Origin of the sequence: Desulfosporosinus hippei DSM 8344 (assembly GCF_900100785.1) — a bacterium.
Taxonomy (GTDB): domain Bacteria; phylum Bacillota; class Desulfitobacteriia; order Desulfitobacteriales; family Desulfitobacteriaceae; genus Desulfosporosinus; species Desulfosporosinus hippei.
Window position 1 is genome coordinate 59,791 of the sequence record NZ_FNCP01000016.1, and the last position, 19,339, is coordinate 79,129.

Sequence of the window (19,339 nt, forward strand, 5' to 3'; positions counted from 1 at the left end):
GTGAGGAGATGGAACGCTTAATTGCAGTATTTGGTGGGTCATTTAGTCCTGTAACAAATGCTCATTTAGCGATAGCAGAACAGATTACCAATCTCTATGACATTGAGAAGGTTATCTTTTTACCGGTGAGCGATTTGTATGAAAAGAGTGGACTCATGTCGGCCGGACACCGTGTAGAGATGTTAAAGCTGGCGTGTGAATCAAACACCAAGTTTGAAGTCTCTGAAATAGAGGTCCAATCGACAACCCTGCTCAATACGATTGACTCACTGCGTAGGCTGCGAAAACAGTATCCGGACCATCCCATCGCATTTGTCATAGGTTCCGACAATTTATGGCTGATTGATACCTGGAACGATTTTCAAGAACTTATGGATGATTACTATTTTATTGTTATTCCTCGGAATGGAAATAACCCCAAAAAGATGATTCGGAAAAACCCGTCACTCCTGGCAAATTTGGAAAGCTTTTTGATTCCTGAAGGCTATATACGAAATGATGGAAATTCGACTCATGTCCGTGACTTGCTTAAAGTCGGTAAGAGTGTCCGTTATCTTGTACCGGAACCAACGTACTTTTATTTGGAAAATAATTTGAAGGGATGGGGTTTTAATGCGTGAATGGAATGAAGAGATTAAAAACCGAGTGGAATGGATTAAAGGTATCTTGAAAGACGCCGGAGCCAAGGGTATTGTGATTGGAATGTCTTCCGGAAAGGACAGCAACACCGTAGCTGCTCTTTCGAAATTGGCAACAGACAATGTTCTGGGTGTGGTCATGCCTTGTGATAGTGTTGAAACGGATAAACAAGATGCGCTCCGTGTCGCTGAACAACTCGGCATTAAGACAGTCGAAGTCAATCTCAAGGATAGTTATTCAGCGCTGTCTCAGAGCCTCAAAGAAGGACTGGGAGGACCTCTTTCTCTGATGGCTTCGGCAAATATTAAACCGCGCCTTCGTATGACCACACTTTATGCCGTTGCTCAAAAAAAGGGGTACTTGGTGGCCGGTACCGATAATCTCTCGGAAGCTGTGATGGGATATTTCACCAAGTGGGGTGATGGTTCCTTTGACTTTTGTCCGATTTCTGACTTAACAGCAACTGAAGTCGTGGAACTTGGCAAGGAACTCGGTATCCCAAAAGAGATTATTGAGAAAGCACCTTCAGCCGGACTCTGGGAAGGACAAACTGATGAAGGGGAAATGGGGATTACCTACAAAGAAATCGATACCTTTATTCGATTAGGTATCGCGAAGCCTGATAACATCGAGAAAATTAGAAAAGCGTACCACAAAAACGCTCATAAACGGCAGTTGCCATATAGCTATGGGACGATTGTGTCACCAGTTTTTGATTCCAAGGAATTTATGCAGGGATAGTAGGTTAAAAATCCATAACTCAAGTTCTATTTAGGCTTGAGTTTTTAATAGCCGGGATTTGAGCAATGCTAAAATCCGGCTATTTTTGTGTCGATTTCTAATTTTTCAATCCAGAACTGAACCACTTGGAATGGTGGTGAGGGTATTTTTTATCCGGAACCATGCAATATTTTCATACCTATACCAATAACGTATACGTCATTTATAGTCTGCCCAGAAGATGATAAGTTTTTATCTGGCTGCAAAAACCCATCGATTCCAGAAAATATGCGGGTTTGATCTATAGTTGCCTGAAACAATATGAAGCTATTATTTAGGCATGGTTCTTGCTTAATAATGTTGTATAATGTCAAACCGCTCAACCATGAAGCAGCTAAATATTTGTCAGGGGAAGGAGCTGGCAAACTAGTGAAATAATTACCAAGTCGATCTTAAAGGATATATTCTCCCGGGCATTATAAATCTACCCTGAAAACATCCCCAAAAATTCGCAGACCCGAAAGGCAGCTTCTCCCACAGGAGTGAACGAATTGCATGGAGAGGCGGTAAGACCTACAAAGTTTGGGTGGGAAGCGCAGCCACTGGTTCACTCCAGGTATTACCCGGAGGTTTGGGAAAGTGTCCGGTGGACATTTTCGCTGAAGCGGTGACTCCAAAGAATACTTTTCATTTAACAAACCAATAAGTAGGTGGTGAATTTCGTGACAGAAAATATCTATCTGGTAATGCTGCTGCTGTTTAGCGCAGGCATTATACTGCCCATTCTTACCAGCGGCAGCCCAAAAATAACGAACATTTTAGCTCACGGTTTAGCAGTGTTAGGTTGTTTAGCCATTGTGGCCTGTTCAGTCGAAGTATTTATGACCGGCGGCGTGACTTTTACTTATGCTATGGGATTGCCGGTGGGATCGTTAATCATCCGAATTGATAATTTGTCTGCTTTTTTCCTGCTGGCCTTAGGAGTTGTAGGGACAGCGGCCAGTATTTACGCTCTCGGCTACAGCCGGGAGTATTACAAGCAGCGTTTAGGATTAATGGCCGCCCTGTATAACTGTTTTATCTTATCAATGGCTCTGGTCTTGACCGTCAGTCAGGTGGCCTATTTCCTGATCGCCTGGGAGCTAATGACCGTAGTTTCTTTCTTCCTGGTCAACCATGAATATGAAAAGACAGCTAACACCCGGGCCGCCTATAAGTACATTTTGATGACTACCCTGGGAACAGTCTTTATTACCACGGCCTTTTTAATCCTTACTATGACAGTGCACAGTTTGGACTTCCAAATGTTCAAAGGTGCTTCCTTAACAAGTACTATGCGTAATATTGTTTTTTTCTGTGCTTTACTTGGTTTCGGTACCAAGGCAGGTGTGATCCCCCTGCACATTTGGCTGCCTGAAGCACACCCGGCGGCACCCAGCCATGTCTCTGCTCTGATGTCCGGTATTATGATCAAAACTGCAATTTATGGTATGTGCCGGTTTTTCCTGGAGTTCTTGGGTGTCGGACCTGCCTGGTGGGGTGAGGTGGTTCTTTTCTTGGCCATTATCTCTTCAGTCCTCGGTGTTTTATATGCCCTGATGCAAAACGACCTAAAGCGCTTGCTGGCCTATAGCTCGGTGGAAAACATCGGTATCATCTTGCTGGGTATTGGCGCGGGTATGGTCTTCATGAGTAACAATCAGCCTGTTCTGGCGGGACTGGCTTTTGCAGCAGGACTTTTTCACCTTTTTAACCACGCCGTCTTTAAATCCCTGCTCTTCCTGGGTGCCGGTTCGGTACTATACTCAACCCATACTAAAAACATTGAGGACCTGGGCGGACTGATCAAGAAAATGCCTTATACCGCAGTTTTCTTCCTGACCGGCGCCGCTGCAATCTCAGCTTTGCCGACACTGAACGGTTTCGTCAGCGAATGGCTGACCTACCAGTCACTTTTCTATCTGCCTCAGGCAGTAACCGGTATCCTTCCTCGTTTAGGGTCTGTTCTTCTGATTGCTTTGCTGGGCTTAACGGGGGCCCTGGCAGCTAACTGTTTTGTTAAGGCCTTTGGAGTAACCTTCCTGGCCAAGCCCCGCAGTAAACACGCGGAACAGGCCAAAGAAGTTCCCGCCACAATGCTGACCGGGATGGGCCTTCTGTCCCTGATGTGTTTTGCCCTGGGTGTTTGGCCCCAAGGGATGCTCAAGCTTTTACAGGGAGTTTTATCCCAATTTGCCGGACTTGAGGTCAGCACTCTGTTCAACCACCAGTGGTATGCTGCAGCCTTTAACATTCCCCAGGCCAATGGCGTCATCGCCATGCCGGTGGTCGTAGGTATGCTGGTTCTTGGTCTGATTGCCGCTGTGCTGGTCTATAACTTCAATGGCAAACCGAAAAATGTGGAAGGTGAAACCTGGACCTGCGGTATTATTCCTAACGCCCGGATGGAATACACTGCCACCGGCTTTGCCCAACCCGTTCGCCGGGCCTATAAGGCTTTTCTCCGCACGAAAGACACGGTTACTGCCGATAAATCCCTTAATCCCTACCACGGGGTTAAGATGAAAATGACCGTGGGGATTAGCTATTTGATCGACGTGTGGCTTTATCGACCGGTCAAAAAAGGAATCTTGTTCTTGGTCAACCGTGTCAAACCCCTGCAATCCGGTAATTTGCAGCATTACATCGGTTATGTCCTGCTGGTAACGGTGGTTATCCTAATTCTGGGAGTGAGGTGGTAAGCATGTCGGTATTGTTCATGATCATTCAGGTTGTCGTGCTGGCAGTGCTGGCTCCTTTGGTGGCCGGTGTGATTAAAAACACCAAGGGCAAAATGCAAAGCAGAAGGGGACCCGGTTACTTTCAGGTTTACTTTGACCTAAGGAAATACTTCAAAAAAGATAATGTAATTTCTCCGACAGTTTCCTGGATATTCTTGGCGGCACCTTATATTTACTTTGCCACAGCCCTGGGAGCGGCAGCCTTGGCCCCGACTCTCCTGTTTGACCGTGGTCTGCACTATGACAGCATCTTTGTCTTGATCTACATGCTGGCACTGGGCAGGTTCTTTCTGGCCCTGGCCTCCCTGGATGCCGGCAGTACCTTTGGCGGAATGGGTGGTTCCCGGGAAATGTTTATCAATGTTCTGGTGGAGCCTGTGATGATGCTGACCTTGTTCACTGTGGCTATGCGTGCTAATAGCACGGTAATGTCTCAAATGGCCGGTGCCGCAGCAGCTTCTGGAATTTCCTTATCGGCCATCCTGGCAGCCATCGCTTTTCTGATTCTTACTGTCGCTGAAACCGGACGTATCCCGCTGGACAACCCGGATACACACCTGGAATTAACCATGGTTCACGAAGGGATGGTCTTAGAGTATTGCGGACGCTCAGTTGGTTTGATTTTTTGGGGTTCCGCAATTAAGCAGCTGGTTACCATCCTGCTGATGGTCAACTTCTTTCTGCCCTGGAACCCGGTTGGTAGCTTGCCCCCCGTTGTTTGGATGATCCTGAAGGTCCTGGTGATTGCGGTTGTCCTGGCCGGTATTGAAACCAGTACCAACAAGATGCGTCTTTTCAGATTGCCAGGATTGTTGATCGCAACCGGCTGCTTATCACTACTGGCGATTATCGCCATGTAGCAAGGAGGGAAATATTCATGACACTATTAACAATCCTGCTCTTAGCCGGTGCGGTCATTTTAACCAGGGTATCCTCTCTGCGGACTGCTGTCGGTATCTTAGGGCTTCAATCGGTGATTGTGGCTCTGGCTTGTTTGATATTCGGTCTTAAGACCGGGGAATTTCATATGTATATCGCCGCTGTGCTGACGGCGGTCATTAAAGTTGGTTTAATCGTCTATTCCCTTTGGAGGGTTACCTTGCAATTAAAACATGAACGGGAAATCGCTAACTTCAACGTCTCGTTCCTCCTGGCGATTGTGGCGATCATTGTTTCCTACGGGTTTGTCAATAAAGTACTACCTCATATGGCGGGAGAAACCTTGGGAGCTGCCATCGCTTTAACGATGATCGGTCTCTTGATGATCATCGCCCGCTCTCAGGCCATTATGCAGGTTGTCGGTCTAATAACCATGGAGAACGGACTGTACCTTTTAGGTTTATCCATCACCAAAGGTTTGCCGCTGATCATCGAGATGGGTATCTTCTTTGATATCCTGGTTGCTGTGGTTGTCTTGGTAATTCTCACTCATAGACTTAAGTACTCCTTTGAGACCACAGACACCAGCATCTTAAACGAGTTAAAGGGGTGATATCGATGTTCGAGTTGATCTTAGCGGCCTTAGTGCTGCCGATTGTCATAGGGTTAATGACCCTGACGCAAAAGAATCTGATGACTATCCGCTATACCAACCTGGTTGGGAGCGCCTTAACCAGCGGCATTATACTGGCGATAATCCGCAAAATTACCGAAATTAAAGTATTTAGCAGTGAGTTTCTGTATGTGGACTACCTGAGTGCTGTACTGCTTTTAGTGGTAGCTCTGCTTACCTTTACCGCCACCTTATTTTCCCTGCCTTATATGGAGAGGGAAGTAAAAGAAGGGCATGCCACGGAAAAGATGATTCCCCGCTACTACGCCCTGCTTAACTTGTTTACCTTTGCCATGGTCAGCGTTCTGGTCGTGGGAAACCTGGGTCTTATGTGGGTGGCTGTGGAAGGTACGACTCTGGCTTCCGCGCTGCTGGTGGCCTTCTACTTCAACCGTTCTGCCCTGGAAGCAGCCTGGAAATACGTCATGATTTGCACGGTGGGTATTTGTTTAGCCCTGCTGGGTACGATGATACTCTATTACGCCCAGGTTAATGCGGTTGGCGAGACCCAGGCTTTGAATTGGCTCTACTTGAAGCAAATCAGTAACACCCTTAATCCTACCATTGTTAAATTAGCCTTTGTCTTCATCCTGATTGGTTACGGCACCAAGGCCGGTCTGGCTCCCATGCATACCTGGCTGCCGGACGCCCACAGTCAGGCCCCTTCGCCGGTCAGCGGACTCTTATCCGGTGCGCTGCTGAGCTGTGCCTTCTACGCTCTGATTCGCAACATCATTATTATCCAAGGAACCATTGGGACAGAGTTTATTCATACGGTGCTGCTGGGACTGGGTATCCTGTCTGTTTTGCTGGCCATACCCTTTGTCTTGGTACAGCATGATGTCAAACGATTGCTGGCTTATTCTTCCGTAGAACACATGGGCATTATCGCCATCGGTTTCGGTGTCGGTACCCCCCTGGCAGTGTATGCAGCCCTCTTACACATCATTAACCATGCCATAGCCAAGTCTGCTCTGTTCTATCTGGTCGGTATCATCAGCCAGGAATATAAAACCAGACACCTTAAAGAGATCCAAGGTATTGCCCGGGTGATGCCCAGCGTAGCGACTATGTTCATGATTGGCATATTAGCCATCACAGGGACACCGCCGCTGAACATCTTTATTAGTAAGTTCCTGCTGATCATGGCCATGTTCGAGAACAAAATGTGGCTCCTGGGCGGGTTAACTCTTCTGTTGCTGGTCGGTGTCTTTGCCGGTTTGATGAACTACGCCTTAAAGATGACCTTTAGCAACGTTCCTGAAAAAATGAAGCGGGCCAATGTTTCGCCAGTCGCTCTAACCGCCATTGGTCTTTCCCTCTGCCTAATGATAATCGGTGGAGTTTACCTGCCAACCATTCTAAGCGAAATCTTAACTAAGGCAGCAGAAATTGTGATAGGAGGTTAGGAAGCATGAAGGATTACAAAACGATTCCCGCTGCCGAATTAAGGGAGACTGCCTACCAGCTCTATGCTGACGGACAAAATGGTTTGATGTCCATGTTCGCCAATGACGAACGGCAATTAAACGGAAATTATGCTATCTACTGCCTGTTTTCAGTAGGTAAAAGTATGCAGGTCATCAAAGCTGTTTTGAAAGATAAAGGGAAATTGGAGTTTCCTTCAATTACACCTAAAATCTCAGGCGCTGCCTGGTATGAGCGTGAGATTTACGACATGTTTGGTCTAAAGCCCGTGGGTCACCCGGATTTAAGACCGCTGGCCCTGCATGAAAACTGGCCCCAGGGGATCTTCCCGTTGCGCAAAGACTTTAACAGCCAAACGCCTGTACCCACTGCTAAGAAAGAGTTCCCCATGGCCGGAGTGGAAGGGGAGGGAGTGTTTACGGTTCCGGTAGGTCCCATCCACGCCGGTATTATTGAACCCGGTCACTTCCGCTTTAGCCAGGCAGGTGAGGACATTATCCGCTTGGATGCCAAGTTATTCTTCCTGCACCGGGGCATTGAAAAAGCCATTGAAGGTGTGCCGATTGAACGAGCTTTTTACCAGGTCGAACGCATCTCGGGTATCTGCACAATTGCCCACTCTTTGTCCTATTGCCAGGCTATTGAAAATATAGCCGGTGTAACTATTCCGTTAAGAGCCCAGTATTTAAGAGCCCTGGTGGGTGAAATGGAGCGCCTTTACAACCATGTGGGGGATATCGGCAACCTATGTGCCGGGATGGGATTTGCTGTCGGAATTATGGCAGGTGCCCGTCTGAAGGAAGATATCATGAGGGTCAACGAAGCACTTACCGGTCACCGTTTCCTGCGCGGCATGGTAGTCCCCGGTGGTGTGCGCCTGGACATCAATGAGCAGTTAAGCTCTGAGATCAGGTCAATGCTGGACAAACTGATGCCTGACTTCGATGAGATGATCGAACTCTTTAGAGGAAATGATGCCTTCCTGAACCGTGTCGAGACGACCGGCATTGTACCCCGGCAGGCAGCTCTGGATTTAGGAGTAGTAGGGATTGGTGCCAGGGCCTCCGGGGTTGACGTGGATATCCGGCGGGATTTCCCCTATGGCTGTTACTCAGCCCTGCAATTTGACGTTCCCGTCTATACCGAAGGTGATGTGGCAGCCCGTCTGTGGGTCCGTGTCGATGAAGTGGCTCAGACAGTGAAGCTAATTCGCCAGATTTTAGAGAAAATGCCCCAGGGTTCCCTGAAGGCAGCTATCCCCGCCATTAAACCATACAGCAGTGGGTTTGGCTGGTGTGAATCACCCCAGGGCAATAACCTTCACTGGCTGATGGTAGGGGAAAACAATACGGTTTACCGCCTGTATGCTCGGTCTGCCGCTTATCCTAACTGGCCGGCCCTAACCGTAGCAGCACCCGGCAACATCATCCCCGACTTCCCGCTCATAAATAAGAGCTATGAGTTATCATACGCCTGTGTTGACAGATAGGAGGGTGCGGCATTGTTAAAGGTTTGGAAAAAAGTTCTCGCCACCGGTAATGTAACAGAACCCTGGGAAAAGTCAGTACCTCCGGAACGTTCGAGGGGTGAAGTGGTCGTAGAGCAACATGCAGCCTGTAAGGGTTGCAAGCTTTGCGTCGATGTTTGTCCTACCAAGGCAATCAAATTGTACGAAGGTTCACCGGTGATTAATCAGAAGGCCTGTGTCTTTTGTGGACTCTGCGTAGAGTCTTGCCAAGACGGCTGTTTAAAACAAACTTCTAATTATAAACTGGCAACCTTAGGTGGTTCACTGGCTGACAATACCGGTTCAGAACTGAAAAATAAAATCCGCCGGGTCCTGGGCAGGTCTCTGCATATCAGGCATCTGGACATCGGTTCTTGCAACGGTTGTGATTTTGAAATGAACCACCTTTGCAACCCCGTTTACGATATCCAACAATATGGGATTGACTTTGTAGCATCTCCCCGGCATGCTGATTTGTTAATGGTCACCGGGCCTGTCACCCGTAATTCTACCCAGGCTCTGATGATGACCTATGAGGCTACACCCACCCCCAAATTGGTCATGGCCCTGGGGGCCTGTGCCTGTAGCGGCGATCAGATTTTCGGTGAGAGCTATGCCATTAGAGGGGCTGTTGATGCCTTTGTTCCCGTTGATATCTACGTGCCTGGCTGCCCTCCGCGGCCGCAGGCTATTATTCATGGGTTAATGCTGGCTCTGGACCGGATGTAGGAGTTCTATTTCCCAGTTAACTGCAGTGAAATCAGGTATGAGTTGCAACAATTTGTGATTTCATTTTAGCTCTCGTTCTCATCTATCTGATGGTGTGGTTTCTAAGTTTAGAACATTTTTTTAGCCAAGATTTTGGAGAAAAGAGGTAAAGTTCAAAATGAAGAAGATTTTTATCAGTCACTCATCAGAAGATAAGGAGATGTGTGATGCATTTGTAGATGTTTTAGAACAATTAGGTGTTCCTGAAGCTGCCATACTGTATACATCTTCAGAAAGGCATGGTGTACCTGGAGATAAAGATATATTCGAATATCTAAATAAGCATATTAAACAAAGATTGAATGTATTTTATATGTTGTCCAATAATTATTTTAAAAATATCCATTGTATCAATGAAATGAGGGCAGCTTGGAGAGCACAAAATGAATATTCAATTTATATCTTACCAAATTTAAATTACGTAATGAAAGGCTTAAACAGTAAGAAAGGTTATAATTTAACTTCTGCTATCGAATTGACCAATCTCAAAGATAGAATAACAAAAATGTATAATACGTCTATACCAGAAAATAAATGGGAAGAAGTTAAAAACAAATTTCTTGAAGTAGTGTTAAGATGAATCACTCAAATTTAATATAAAAGTATTCGCTACTAAAGCTAATCACTTGATGATTGGCTTTTTTAGTTATTAAGATAATACAAGCGAACAATTAAAGTGTTCCTAAATGGCAAGGTGAGGACTGTTGACGGCGGTTTTATCGATAAGTGTTCGGTGACAATAAAGGCAAAAGTACAACCTTCTGTTGTGTCAAATAAAAACAATAGTAGTAACTTTACAAACTTCAAGGCTAACTCTATTCTACAACGATATTATAAGATTACATTGCTTTCACCTAGGGCAAATGGCCCTCTGGGCGCCTGTGCCGGCAGCGGCATCTCTTTGTTATCCTCTGGCAGTTGGAGAGGATAAGTTTAATTAATTAATTAATTAATTATCACGATATCCTTCGCTTTACCCGTCTGACTATAGTGGAACAACTCTGCTTCAATGTTTACGGTATTCGCCATCATTGGCTCCTGTATCATAGCAGCTTTCAGTTTCAGTCCCAGTTTTCCTATGGGTTCGTCAGATTTCATCAGAAAGCTCAGAGCACTGTTCTTATGAATTGGTTCCGCATCCAGCCACCCCTTGCTATAAAACTGAAGGGAGATATCCTCTTCACACTCATACTCAATAACCGGATAGCACATACCTTTAGGGCAGATTCCAGAAAAGCGCTCCTCAAATTCCACTTTACTCCGGGCCAGTTCCTCCGGGGATACTTGTTCCTTCAGCCGGGGATTATCAAATGTCTTCGACATCTCCACCCACATGTCGCAGAGGTTAACGCTGTTAATCTGCACCCAATGCTGCTCTCCGCTTACCTTATCCGTAAAGTACAGCTTATCTGGGTACTCGCTGCCGACAGTCAAAGTCATAGGTTTTTCCACCAGATGGCGTGTGCTGTCCCGGCGCATGGAAAAACGGATAGGTACTTCTGTATCAAACGCCGGAATGGCGTCATAGGTACCCAAGAAAGTCAGATTCGTCAGAAACATAGCTCCAATATCCTGGGTATCAATCCCCACCGGACACCAGCCCCTTAAGAGAAATTGGGTAAACAACGCTACCTTATCCCACTGCTTTGTCCCGCATTTGCCGCTGCCGCTTTCATTGGTCATCAGTTCCAAGTCACCAAAGCTTACTTTTTCAACGCTATCAAAACGCAGGGTGGGTTTCAGATTCCTGTCGCCCCGCTGTTCGATACGGTTAGTAATCGGTTCCCCAGGGGAAGCGGTCAATACTGCAATTTCTGCATTCTCCAGCTTTTCCCGATACGCCTCGTCATATTGCAAAATCAACATCTGCAATTTACCATCGTCACGGCGCGCCATACCCATGATATGACAGATTACACCGTCAATCTCAGCATTCCTGCTGATGACGGCCATTTCTTTGATCTGGGATAATTGGTTTTGTAATACTTGAAAATTCATGGAAGCCTCCTTTATTATTTTAGTGTGGATTGTCGTACATCGTTATGCCATTCTATGCCGAATTATTTACTGTTAAATCAATCCTCGCATAGAAGTTATTTACATTTAGTTTAGCATAGCTCATCGCCGGATCCAAGCAAGAGATATCAATATTAAAGGAGCTATACCAAATCGCCATGCACTGCGTGACAAATTGCCAGCAGTATAATGCGCGAATCGGACACAGTTTCCAGGCTTGGCGGGGATGAGTTCGGAATTATCGTCTCAGTATTAGACCTGATACTACTATCAGTTACTTTATATAAACAGACAAAACTTTTTTGGCATTAAGCTTTATTTTTAATAACATTTAATTTATAATTAAATCAACTTTAAAATTATAGGTATTCCTTCGGTAGAAGGAGGTAAAGGGAAGAGAAATTCTCATGCTCGATACTGAAATGGGGGGCAAGAATCTATACTGTCCGGCACCTTTATCGGCCAATAACCAAGGGTGATAATACGAGAAGCATAGATGCAAGCAATTAGCAAAGGTGGGAGTTTGAATGGAAAAAGTTATTAAGATCATAGGTTTTACAGGAAGCCTGCGCCGCAACTCATATAATAAAGCAGCTCTTAATGCGGCTAAAGAATTGCTGCCTGCCGGCGCAAATTTGGAAATAGTAGATTTATCCCTTATTCCGTTTTTTAATGAAGATTTGGAATCTGAAGGGATCCCCGAGGCCGTCGTCCAATTCAAACAAAAACTGGCTGAAGCAGACGCCATCCTGATTTCCACGCCGGAATACAACTACTCCATACCGCCGGTGTTGAAAAATGCTTTGGATTGGGCGTCTCGAGGTACGGTGCTGCCGTTAAGCGGAAAACCCCTGGCAATTATGAGTGCTTCGCCCGGTATATTCGGCGGAGCCCGGGTTCAGTACCATTTGCGTCAGGTCTGCGTTGTACTCAATCTTTTGCCGCTGAATAAACCGGAAGTGTTCATTATGAGTGCGCACACGAAGTTTGATCCCAGCGGAAAGTTAATTGACGAGTACAGCAGAAACGCAATCACAAAGCTTTTACAGGCCCTGGTGAATAAAACACGGGAAATGATGGATTACCAAGAAAGCGGTTAAACTAGGATAACACTGCTTTCGCCAATATTATTCGCGGCATCAAAGGCGGATAGTAACGAAGATAATTGTATTTACTTAAAATAGTTATTACAGCGAGTCCCAAATTGAAAGGCGCCTTTCAATTTGGGACTCGCTGTTAGTTTACATGCAACTAAAAATTCCAGATGCTTGGCAGCCATTAGTGGAGGGATCTTTCAGAGTTTGCCAAACAAATTAATCAGAGTTGTCACCATGCCAGACCCACTTTAGAATTCTCATTCCAAAGTGGGTCTGGCATGTTATGGCCATGAAAATGGGTAGTATAAGGTTAAAGCTGGTAGGGGAGTGCTGTATGGATTTGAATCAAAGGCTAGGGAGATAGATCTTGCTGGATTTTCCTGGAGATATAGTTCACGCATAACGGAATTCATAGTATCACATAATAAAGTGTCTAATACAAATAGGAAGAGTTGAGTGTATGTTTAGTTTCTTTCGCAAGAAAGAGGAGAAGAAATTAACCAATTCCGTCGATGCAAACATCAAATTATTTAAAGACATTTTCACAAATGATGATACTTTGATTGTTAGGAAGTTTCAGAATAAGTATTTAAAAGCAGCGGCCTGCTGTGTTATCTACATTGATGGCATGGTAAATACCGAAGTGATCAACGAGAATATTATTCAGCCTATTTTAGGCGGGAATTTAAAGGAAGAAATTTCTGATGGCAACCTACTGGAAGAATTGCAGTATAAAGTGATTGCCTCCGGCGATGTCAAAGAAGCAGCCAATATTCATGATCTGGTCGGATCCGCAATCAATGGTGATACGGTCTTGCTGGTGGAGGGCTATAAGCAAGCTCTCATTGTAAGTACCAAAGGATGGCAGACCAGGCCCATTGATGAACCCTTAGCCGAGAGGGCCGTGCGTGGACCAAGAGAAGGTTTTGTCGAGTCTTTAATCATAAACCTGTCCTTAATCAGGCGGAAAATCAAAAATCCGGACTTGAAGTTTCAATTTAAAGAATTGGGATCAAGCACCAAGACCAAAATCTGCCTTTGCTATCTTGAAGGGGTAGCCCCCGAAAAAGTTCTTCAGGAATTGATTCACCGGCTGGATAAAATTGAAATCGATGGGATTATGGATTCCGGCTATATCCAGGAACTCATCAAGGATTCTCCCTTGTCACCTTTGGAAACGGTAGCTTCCACAGAAAGACCGGATAATGTAGCCGGGAAGCTGCTGGAAGGAAGGATTGCAATTGTCGTTGACGGAAGTCCGTTTGTGCTCACGCTGCCGTTTTTGTTTGTTGAATATTTTCACGCCGATGAAGATTACTATAACGACTCCTTATTTACAACCGTCAGCAGGACCTTAAGGATGATCGGTACCTTTGCAGCAATATTCCTCCCGGCAATTTATGTATCACTGACAACATTTCACCAGGAGATGATACCGACACCCCTTTTATTAAGTATTACAGCTGCCAGGCAAGGCACGCCCTTTCCGACAATCGTGGAAGCGGTGATCATGGGTTTTTTGTTCGAAATCCTGAGGGAAACCGGGACGAGAATGCCTGCGCCAATCGGGCAGACGGTAGTTATTGTGGGGGCATTAATCCTGGGGGGAGCAGCAATTGAAGCCAGGTTTATCAGCGCTCCTATGGTGATCGTCAGTGGATTGACCGGTATTACGGCGCTCCTGACCGTAAAGTTTAAAAGCTTTCCCATAATTCTTAGGCTCTTATTGTTATTCCTTGCTTTTCTTATGGGCTTTTACGGAATTATCTTCGGTTTAATCGGACTGGTTATTTATTTTATGCAAATGCGTTCCTATGGCGTCCCCTATCTGTTAGGGACTACTGCTTTTGATGAGAACAACATCAAGGATACGGTTACCAGAACACCGTGGCACCAAGTGCATTTTCACCCCAGGCTCCCGGTGGTGGAGAACCATGACTCAGATCATAGAAAATAGAGGTAGCAGCTTCATGAAATCAACAAGTAAAATTCTATCAGTGATCTTGATTTTAGCGAATACCCTGTTTTTAGCCGGTTGCTGGAACTATCGGGAGATCGATACGCTGAGGTTTGTGGCGGGGATAGCCATTGACAAAAGCGAAACCGGCGATCAATATCTGTTAACCGTCGAAACCGTGGATATTAAGAACGGTGGAGAATCAATCATGAATTCAAATACCATTACAGTGGCTGGAGATACGCTGTTGGACGCTAAAAAAAATATGGATTCCATATCCGGGAAAAAGTTGTATTTTGCTCATGCCAGGGTGGCTGTTTTAAGCCAGGCTGTGGCGAAAGAGGGGGCAGTAAAAGTTATTGATTGGTTAGCCAGGAACGCCGAGCTCAGGGAGGATATTGAAGTGCTGGTATCCCAGGAAATCACTGCCAAAGAAATACTGGAAACCGGGAGCAAAACGGACCAAATCATCTCCTTTGAACTGGACAAGGTGATGAAAAATCAAAAAACTATCGCCAATGCTCCAGAGAAAGAGTTATGGAATTTGATCAACGATTTAGGTGGCAGCGGTATTTCAGCAGTCCTTCCGTTAGTGTCCCTCAAGAAAGTCAATAGCCGAACCTTGCCCTCTGTGACGGGAACCGCTGTCTTTAAAAGGGATAAGTTGGTCGGCTTTTTAAATGTGGATGACACGAGGGACTTGCTCTTTATTCAAAACAAAGTTGATGGCGGATCACTTGTCCAGAATGGGGAAGGGGACAACGCCGGTTCAAAAGTATCTTTAAAAATATTAGATAATAGGACGAAACTAAAACCTGTTGAGAAAGATGGGAATGTAGAAATCTCCATTGAGATTAAAACTACGGTTGCCATCGATGAGATCGAAGGCACGGAAAACTATATCGATGAACCGGGAAGGCTTAGGCTGGAGAAAAGTGCCGAAGAAAGTATGAAAAAGAGCATTGAAAATGTAATCCAAGAAGTTCAAACGAAGTACAACAGCGACATCTTCGGGTTTGGAGCTAAAGTTAAAGCGGATATGCCCGGTACTTGGAAAGAAATCGAGACATTATGGGGCGACAAATTTAAAGATATAAAGGTTTCTGTTCATCCGGAACTTACCATCAAAAATAGTGCCGCATTCTCTCAACCTCTGAGAATTGGAGATTAAGGTATGGTTGTTTTAGTCATTTTTTCCTACGCATTGATTATCTATTTAGACTTGATTCCTTTATACAGAAAAAAGCTTTGGCGGGATTTTGGCGTCAATATGGCCCTTACTCTATTGACCTTTGCCATCGCCTTTTTAATAAGCTTGGATGTAGCGGTACCCAGTCCGGTATATCCCATCAAAAATTTGATAATTTCAATCTTAGGGAAGTAGGTAAGGTATGAATAAGGAAATGATTACTTCTAAACAGGGGGTTTACCTCTTAACCTTGTTCATGATAGGAAGCAATCTGTTTATGGGATTGGCTCCCGCTGCCAAGAGTAACGCCTGGATTGCCGCTCTTATAGGAACGTTGATGGCCCTTCCCATAATTTTTATCTACGCCAGGCTGCTCTCGCTTTTTAAAGGAAGGGATATATTCGATATACTTAATTTGGTTTTTGGGAATGTTTTAGGAAAAATAGTAGCCCTGGCGTATATTTGGTATCCCTTGCATTTAGGTGCCATGGTCATAAGAGATCTTGGAGAATTCTTTAACACAGTGGCCATGCCGGAGACACCCATGCTTTTGCCCATGCTTTTCATGGGTTTTATATCCATCTGGGCGGTCATGGCGGGAGTGGAGCTTCTGGGACGCTGCAGCAAAATTTTCTTCCCCATCGTTGTTATTATCATGTTTATAACCACCTTGCTGGTCATTCCTTATTTGAATTTTGCCCACCTCAAACCGGTAATGTATGATGGGATTGGGCCTATTTTAAACAGCGGCTTTGATATCTTTTCCTTTCCGCTTGCTGAAACGGTGCTTTTTCTGGGTGTTTTTTCTGCCTTGAAGACCGAAACGTCAATTTACCGGGTATATTATTCGGGGCTTTTTATCTTTGCCGCCATCGGTGTCCTGCTTACTCTAAGAAATATCCTTGTTTTAGGCGGTGATATTGTCAGCGTGGTTAATTTCCCCCTCTATGTTGAAGTAAGCCGGATAAATATTGGTGAATTTATCCAGAGAATTGAAGTTTCAGTTGCTACGACATTTGTAATTACCGACTTTATAAAAGTGAGTGTCTGCTTGTATGTTACCTGTCTTGGAATCAGCAAATTATTCGGGTTAAAAAATTACAGGTCAATAGTTGTTCAAACAGGCCTCTTAATGGTTTTATTGGCTTATATTATGTATGAAAATATCATGGACATGATTTATTTTGCTTTTGAGATCTATGCTTATTATGCCCTGCCCTTTCAGGTGATTTTACCTGTCATCATCCTGGTTATTGCTGAAATAAGAATAAGAGCGGGTCAATTGCAAACTGGAAAGAGATATTGATGTGTTGATAAGTTGCTGTCGTGCACTGGCTTCCCCAGGTAAGACCCTTAATCCCAAGGCTAGGTTAAATATTTTCCCAATCACTATTTCACATCTTTGCAAGGACCAATCCATACTGGGGTTCCAATTAGAATCTGAGATGTATCGATCTTGCTAAAACGATCGTTCCATTTTTATAAAACCAAATAAAATATTCGCTAGAATCTTTAAATAATATAACATATAATAGAATATGCTTTAACCCTTTAGTATATATACTGGAAACACTTTAAAACTATCAAAATAACTAAAATAAGAATAATAATTAATATCTAGCCTCATTATCCTATGGCAATTATTCAATTAAGAACAATAATTAAAGCAAGAATGAATAACTTTTTTGGCAAAGCAGTTTAAGGTAATTTGGCTTACATAAAAGTTAGATTGTGAAAGGTGGAGCAAGAATTGTCAGCAGCGTGTCACATTCATACGGATATCGATAAGTGCCAGGGGTGCAATAATTGTATCAGACATTGCCCAGTCCATGGGAACATGGCATATTTAGACACAAATGGGAATGTAAAAGTAAAAATTAACGAAGAGGATTGTATTGAATGTGGAGAATGCTTAAAAGTGTGTAGTCATAGTGCTCGGTACTATCAAGACGATATTACCTCTTTTTTTGCAGAATTAAAAGGTGGCAGCAGAGTATCAATACTAACAGCACCCGCAATACGTGTAAATTTCCCAAATTACAAACGGCTTTTTGGCTATCTTAAATCTCTTGGAGCTCAAGCCTTCTATGACGTATCGCTGGGAGCAGATATCTGTACCTGGGCGTATCTAAAGACAATAAACGAAAAAAATCTCAAAACACTTATTGCTCAGCCTTGCCCCGTAGTCGTCAATTATATTGAAAAATACGTACCGGAATTACTTGAGCAACTTTCCCCCATTCACAGCCCTATGATGTGTACGGCTGTATATATTAAGCAGTACGTGAAAGACACTTCTGCGTTGGCAATGCTTTCTCCATGTATCGCAAAGAAAACGGAATTCGAAAGTACTGACAATACAATAAGCTATAACGTAACCTATACTAACCTGGCAAAGTACCTCGAAGCCCACAATGTCAATCTCAATAATTACGAAGAAGTTGAATTCAATGACTTAGACTGTTCGCTAGGACTGCTGTTCAGTCGCCCCGGCGGTCTTCGGGAAAATGTCGAGGCTAGGAACCCTGACGCATGGGTTCGGCAAATAGAAGGTCCTCAGGAAGCTTGTGACTATCTGAAAACATATTCTTCTAGACTGAAACAGGGCAAATCTGCCCCCTTACTTGTCGACATTTTAAACTGTACTCACGGTTGCAATATTGGAACAGGAACAAGTTTAGATAAGTCAGTTCTTGATGATATCGATGATACATTAAACACCTTAAAGGTTGTTAAACGAGACGAAAGGGTTAGGAATAAGCATTTTAGCAAGATGTCTCGTCTAAATTGGCTTGACGAATATTTCACTAAAAACCTTAGACTAAGTGACTTCGTTCGCACTTACGATAGGAATCGAACACTAAAGCCCCTTAGCAATCCTTCTGAATCGGAACTGAACAGCATCTATATTAAAATGCACAAAACAACACCAGAGGCAAAAGAATTGAACTGCACAGCCTGCGGGCATGCAACCTGTCGAGATATGGCAGTCTCTATCTATCATGGCTCAAATATCGTTCAAAGCTGTATTGACTATAGCAGGGCAGAAATTATATTTGCTAAATCAGATAGTATAGACGAGATGAATACCTTAGTAGACCAACTTAAAGCTGCCGATATCGAGAAGGAAAAGGGCATTATTAAACGTCAGAAATATGTTGACTCCATTAAATCCACGGTTTTACAAATGGCGAAGGGCAATGAGGAAAGTGTTTTAAGCTTAAACAACATTTCTAATTACATCTCCCAAACCTTAGACACGGCTATATTGCTTAAGGATAGCGTTAATGCGATGACCCAGAAATTAAACAATTTTGCCTCGGCTTCTGGTGAACTTGTCGAGATATCTAGCCAGACAAACCTTCTGTCTCTAAATGCCTCCATTGAAGCGGCTCGGGCAGGGGAAGGCGGCCGTGGATTTTCGGTTGTAGCTCAAGAAGTGAAAAAACTGGCAGAGCAATCAAAGACCGTGGTTAGCAATACTATATCCGAGGAACGGGCCATGCTCGACGTATTGTCAGGAATTGAACAAGGGTCTTCTACCTTAGAGGAAAACATGCAACACATCTCCGATTCTGTTGCTGAAATGCTAGCAACAGTTCAGGAAATGGCTGCGCAAGAGGAGGAAATCCTCGTTGGTTTAGACTCTTCGTTATAAGAAAAGGATATTTAACGTCTAAGTCCAC

16 protein-coding genes are annotated in these 19,339 nt (G+C 44.4%); 15 read left to right on the plus strand and 1 reads right to left on the minus strand.

Translation table 11 applies throughout. From position 1 onward, the window contains the following. The first annotated feature begins 8 nt into the window (after window positions 1–8). The 9 genes from nadD (at window position 9) to BLS16_RS14195 (ending at window position 9,974) form a co-directional block, all read left to right on the plus strand. Window positions 9–620: a nicotinate (nicotinamide) nucleotide adenylyltransferase gene (nadD, locus tag BLS16_RS14155; RefSeq protein ID WP_092334228.1), complete on the plus strand. Its 612-nt coding sequence runs from the start codon at window positions 9–11 to the stop codon at window positions 618–620. Further along, window positions 613–1,380, plus strand: coding sequence for an NAD(+) synthase (gene nadE / locus BLS16_RS14160; protein ID WP_092334230.1), 768 nt, complete (start codon window positions 613–615; stop codon window positions 1,378–1,380). Before nadD ends, nadE begins: the two co-directional genes overlap by 8 nt. A gap of 701 nt (window positions 1,381–2,081) precedes the next feature. Then, complete coding sequence (hyfB, locus tag BLS16_RS14165; protein ID WP_092334232.1) at window positions 2,082–4,100, plus strand: hydrogenase 4 subunit B; 2,019 nt, start codon at window positions 2,082–2,084, stop codon at window positions 4,098–4,100. A gap of 2 nt (window positions 4,101–4,102) precedes the next feature. Continuing rightward, window positions 4,103–4,999 carry a respiratory chain complex I subunit 1 family protein gene (locus BLS16_RS14170; protein WP_092334234.1) on the plus strand — a complete coding sequence of 299 codons (897 nt, stop codon included), beginning with the start codon at window positions 4,103–4,105 and terminating at the stop codon, window positions 4,997–4,999. 17 nt (window positions 5,000–5,016) lie between these two features. Beyond that, window positions 5,017–5,631, plus strand: coding sequence for a hydrogenase (locus tag BLS16_RS14175; protein ID WP_092334236.1), 615 nt, complete (start codon window positions 5,017–5,019; stop codon window positions 5,629–5,631). 5 nt (window positions 5,632–5,636) lie between these two features. Next, the gene (locus BLS16_RS14180; RefSeq protein WP_092334238.1) at window positions 5,637–7,100 is read left to right on the plus strand and encodes a hydrogenase 4 subunit F; all 1,464 of its coding nucleotides are present in this window, start codon (window positions 5,637–5,639) and stop codon (window positions 7,098–7,100) included. A 5-nt stretch (window positions 7,101–7,105) separates the two neighbouring features. Beyond that, entirely contained in the window at window positions 7,106–8,608 is a 1,503-nt protein-coding gene (locus BLS16_RS14185) for a hydrogenase large subunit (RefSeq protein ID WP_092334240.1), read from the plus strand. Window positions 8,609–8,620: 12 nt separating this feature from the next. After that, a complete protein-coding gene (gene nuoB, locus BLS16_RS14190) occupies window positions 8,621–9,355 on the plus strand; it encodes an NADH-quinone oxidoreductase subunit NuoB (protein ID WP_092334242.1) in 735 nt (244 codons plus the stop codon). Between the two features lie 157 nt (window positions 9,356–9,512). Continuing rightward, window positions 9,513–9,974 (plus strand): toll/interleukin-1 receptor domain-containing protein, encoded by a 462-nt coding sequence (locus BLS16_RS14195; protein WP_092334244.1) that lies wholly within the window; start codon window positions 9,513–9,515, stop codon window positions 9,972–9,974. A 365-nt stretch (window positions 9,975–10,339) separates the two neighbouring features. Here the strand turns inward: BLS16_RS14195 and BLS16_RS14200 are convergent, their stop codons facing one another. Next, window positions 10,340–11,392 (minus strand): hypothetical protein, encoded by a 1,053-nt coding sequence (locus tag BLS16_RS14200; RefSeq protein WP_092334246.1) that lies wholly within the window; start codon window positions 11,390–11,392, stop codon window positions 10,340–10,342. 545 nt (window positions 11,393–11,937) lie between these two features. On the opposite strand from BLS16_RS14200, the gene BLS16_RS14205 reads away from it, so the two are divergent. The 6 genes from BLS16_RS14205 (at window position 11,938) to BLS16_RS14230 (ending at window position 19,311) form a co-directional block, all read left to right on the plus strand. Continuing rightward, the gene (locus BLS16_RS14205) at window positions 11,938–12,510 is read left to right on the plus strand and encodes an NADPH-dependent FMN reductase (RefSeq protein ID WP_092334248.1); all 573 of its coding nucleotides are present in this window, start codon (window positions 11,938–11,940) and stop codon (window positions 12,508–12,510) included. Window positions 12,511–12,967: 457 nt separating this feature from the next. Next, window positions 12,968–14,464, plus strand: a complete 1,497-nt coding sequence (locus tag BLS16_RS14210) for a spore germination protein (protein WP_092334250.1) — start codon at window positions 12,968–12,970, stop codon at window positions 14,462–14,464. Between the two features lie 13 nt (window positions 14,465–14,477). Next, window positions 14,478–15,635, plus strand: coding sequence for a Ger(x)C family spore germination protein (locus BLS16_RS14215; RefSeq protein ID WP_092334310.1), 1,158 nt, complete (start codon window positions 14,478–14,480; stop codon window positions 15,633–15,635). A 3-nt stretch (window positions 15,636–15,638) separates the two neighbouring features. Further along, complete coding sequence (locus BLS16_RS14220; protein WP_092334252.1) at window positions 15,639–15,848, plus strand: hypothetical protein; 210 nt, start codon at window positions 15,639–15,641, stop codon at window positions 15,846–15,848. A 19-nt stretch (window positions 15,849–15,867) separates the two neighbouring features. Then, window positions 15,868–16,959, plus strand: a complete 1,092-nt coding sequence (locus BLS16_RS14225; RefSeq protein ID WP_242876295.1) for a GerAB/ArcD/ProY family transporter — start codon at window positions 15,868–15,870, stop codon at window positions 16,957–16,959. Window positions 16,960–17,403: 444 nt separating this feature from the next. Continuing rightward, window positions 17,404–19,311, plus strand: a complete 1,908-nt coding sequence (locus BLS16_RS14230; protein WP_092334256.1) for a [Fe-Fe] hydrogenase large subunit C-terminal domain-containing protein — start codon at window positions 17,404–17,406, stop codon at window positions 19,309–19,311. Window positions 19,312–19,339: the final 28 nt, after the last annotated feature.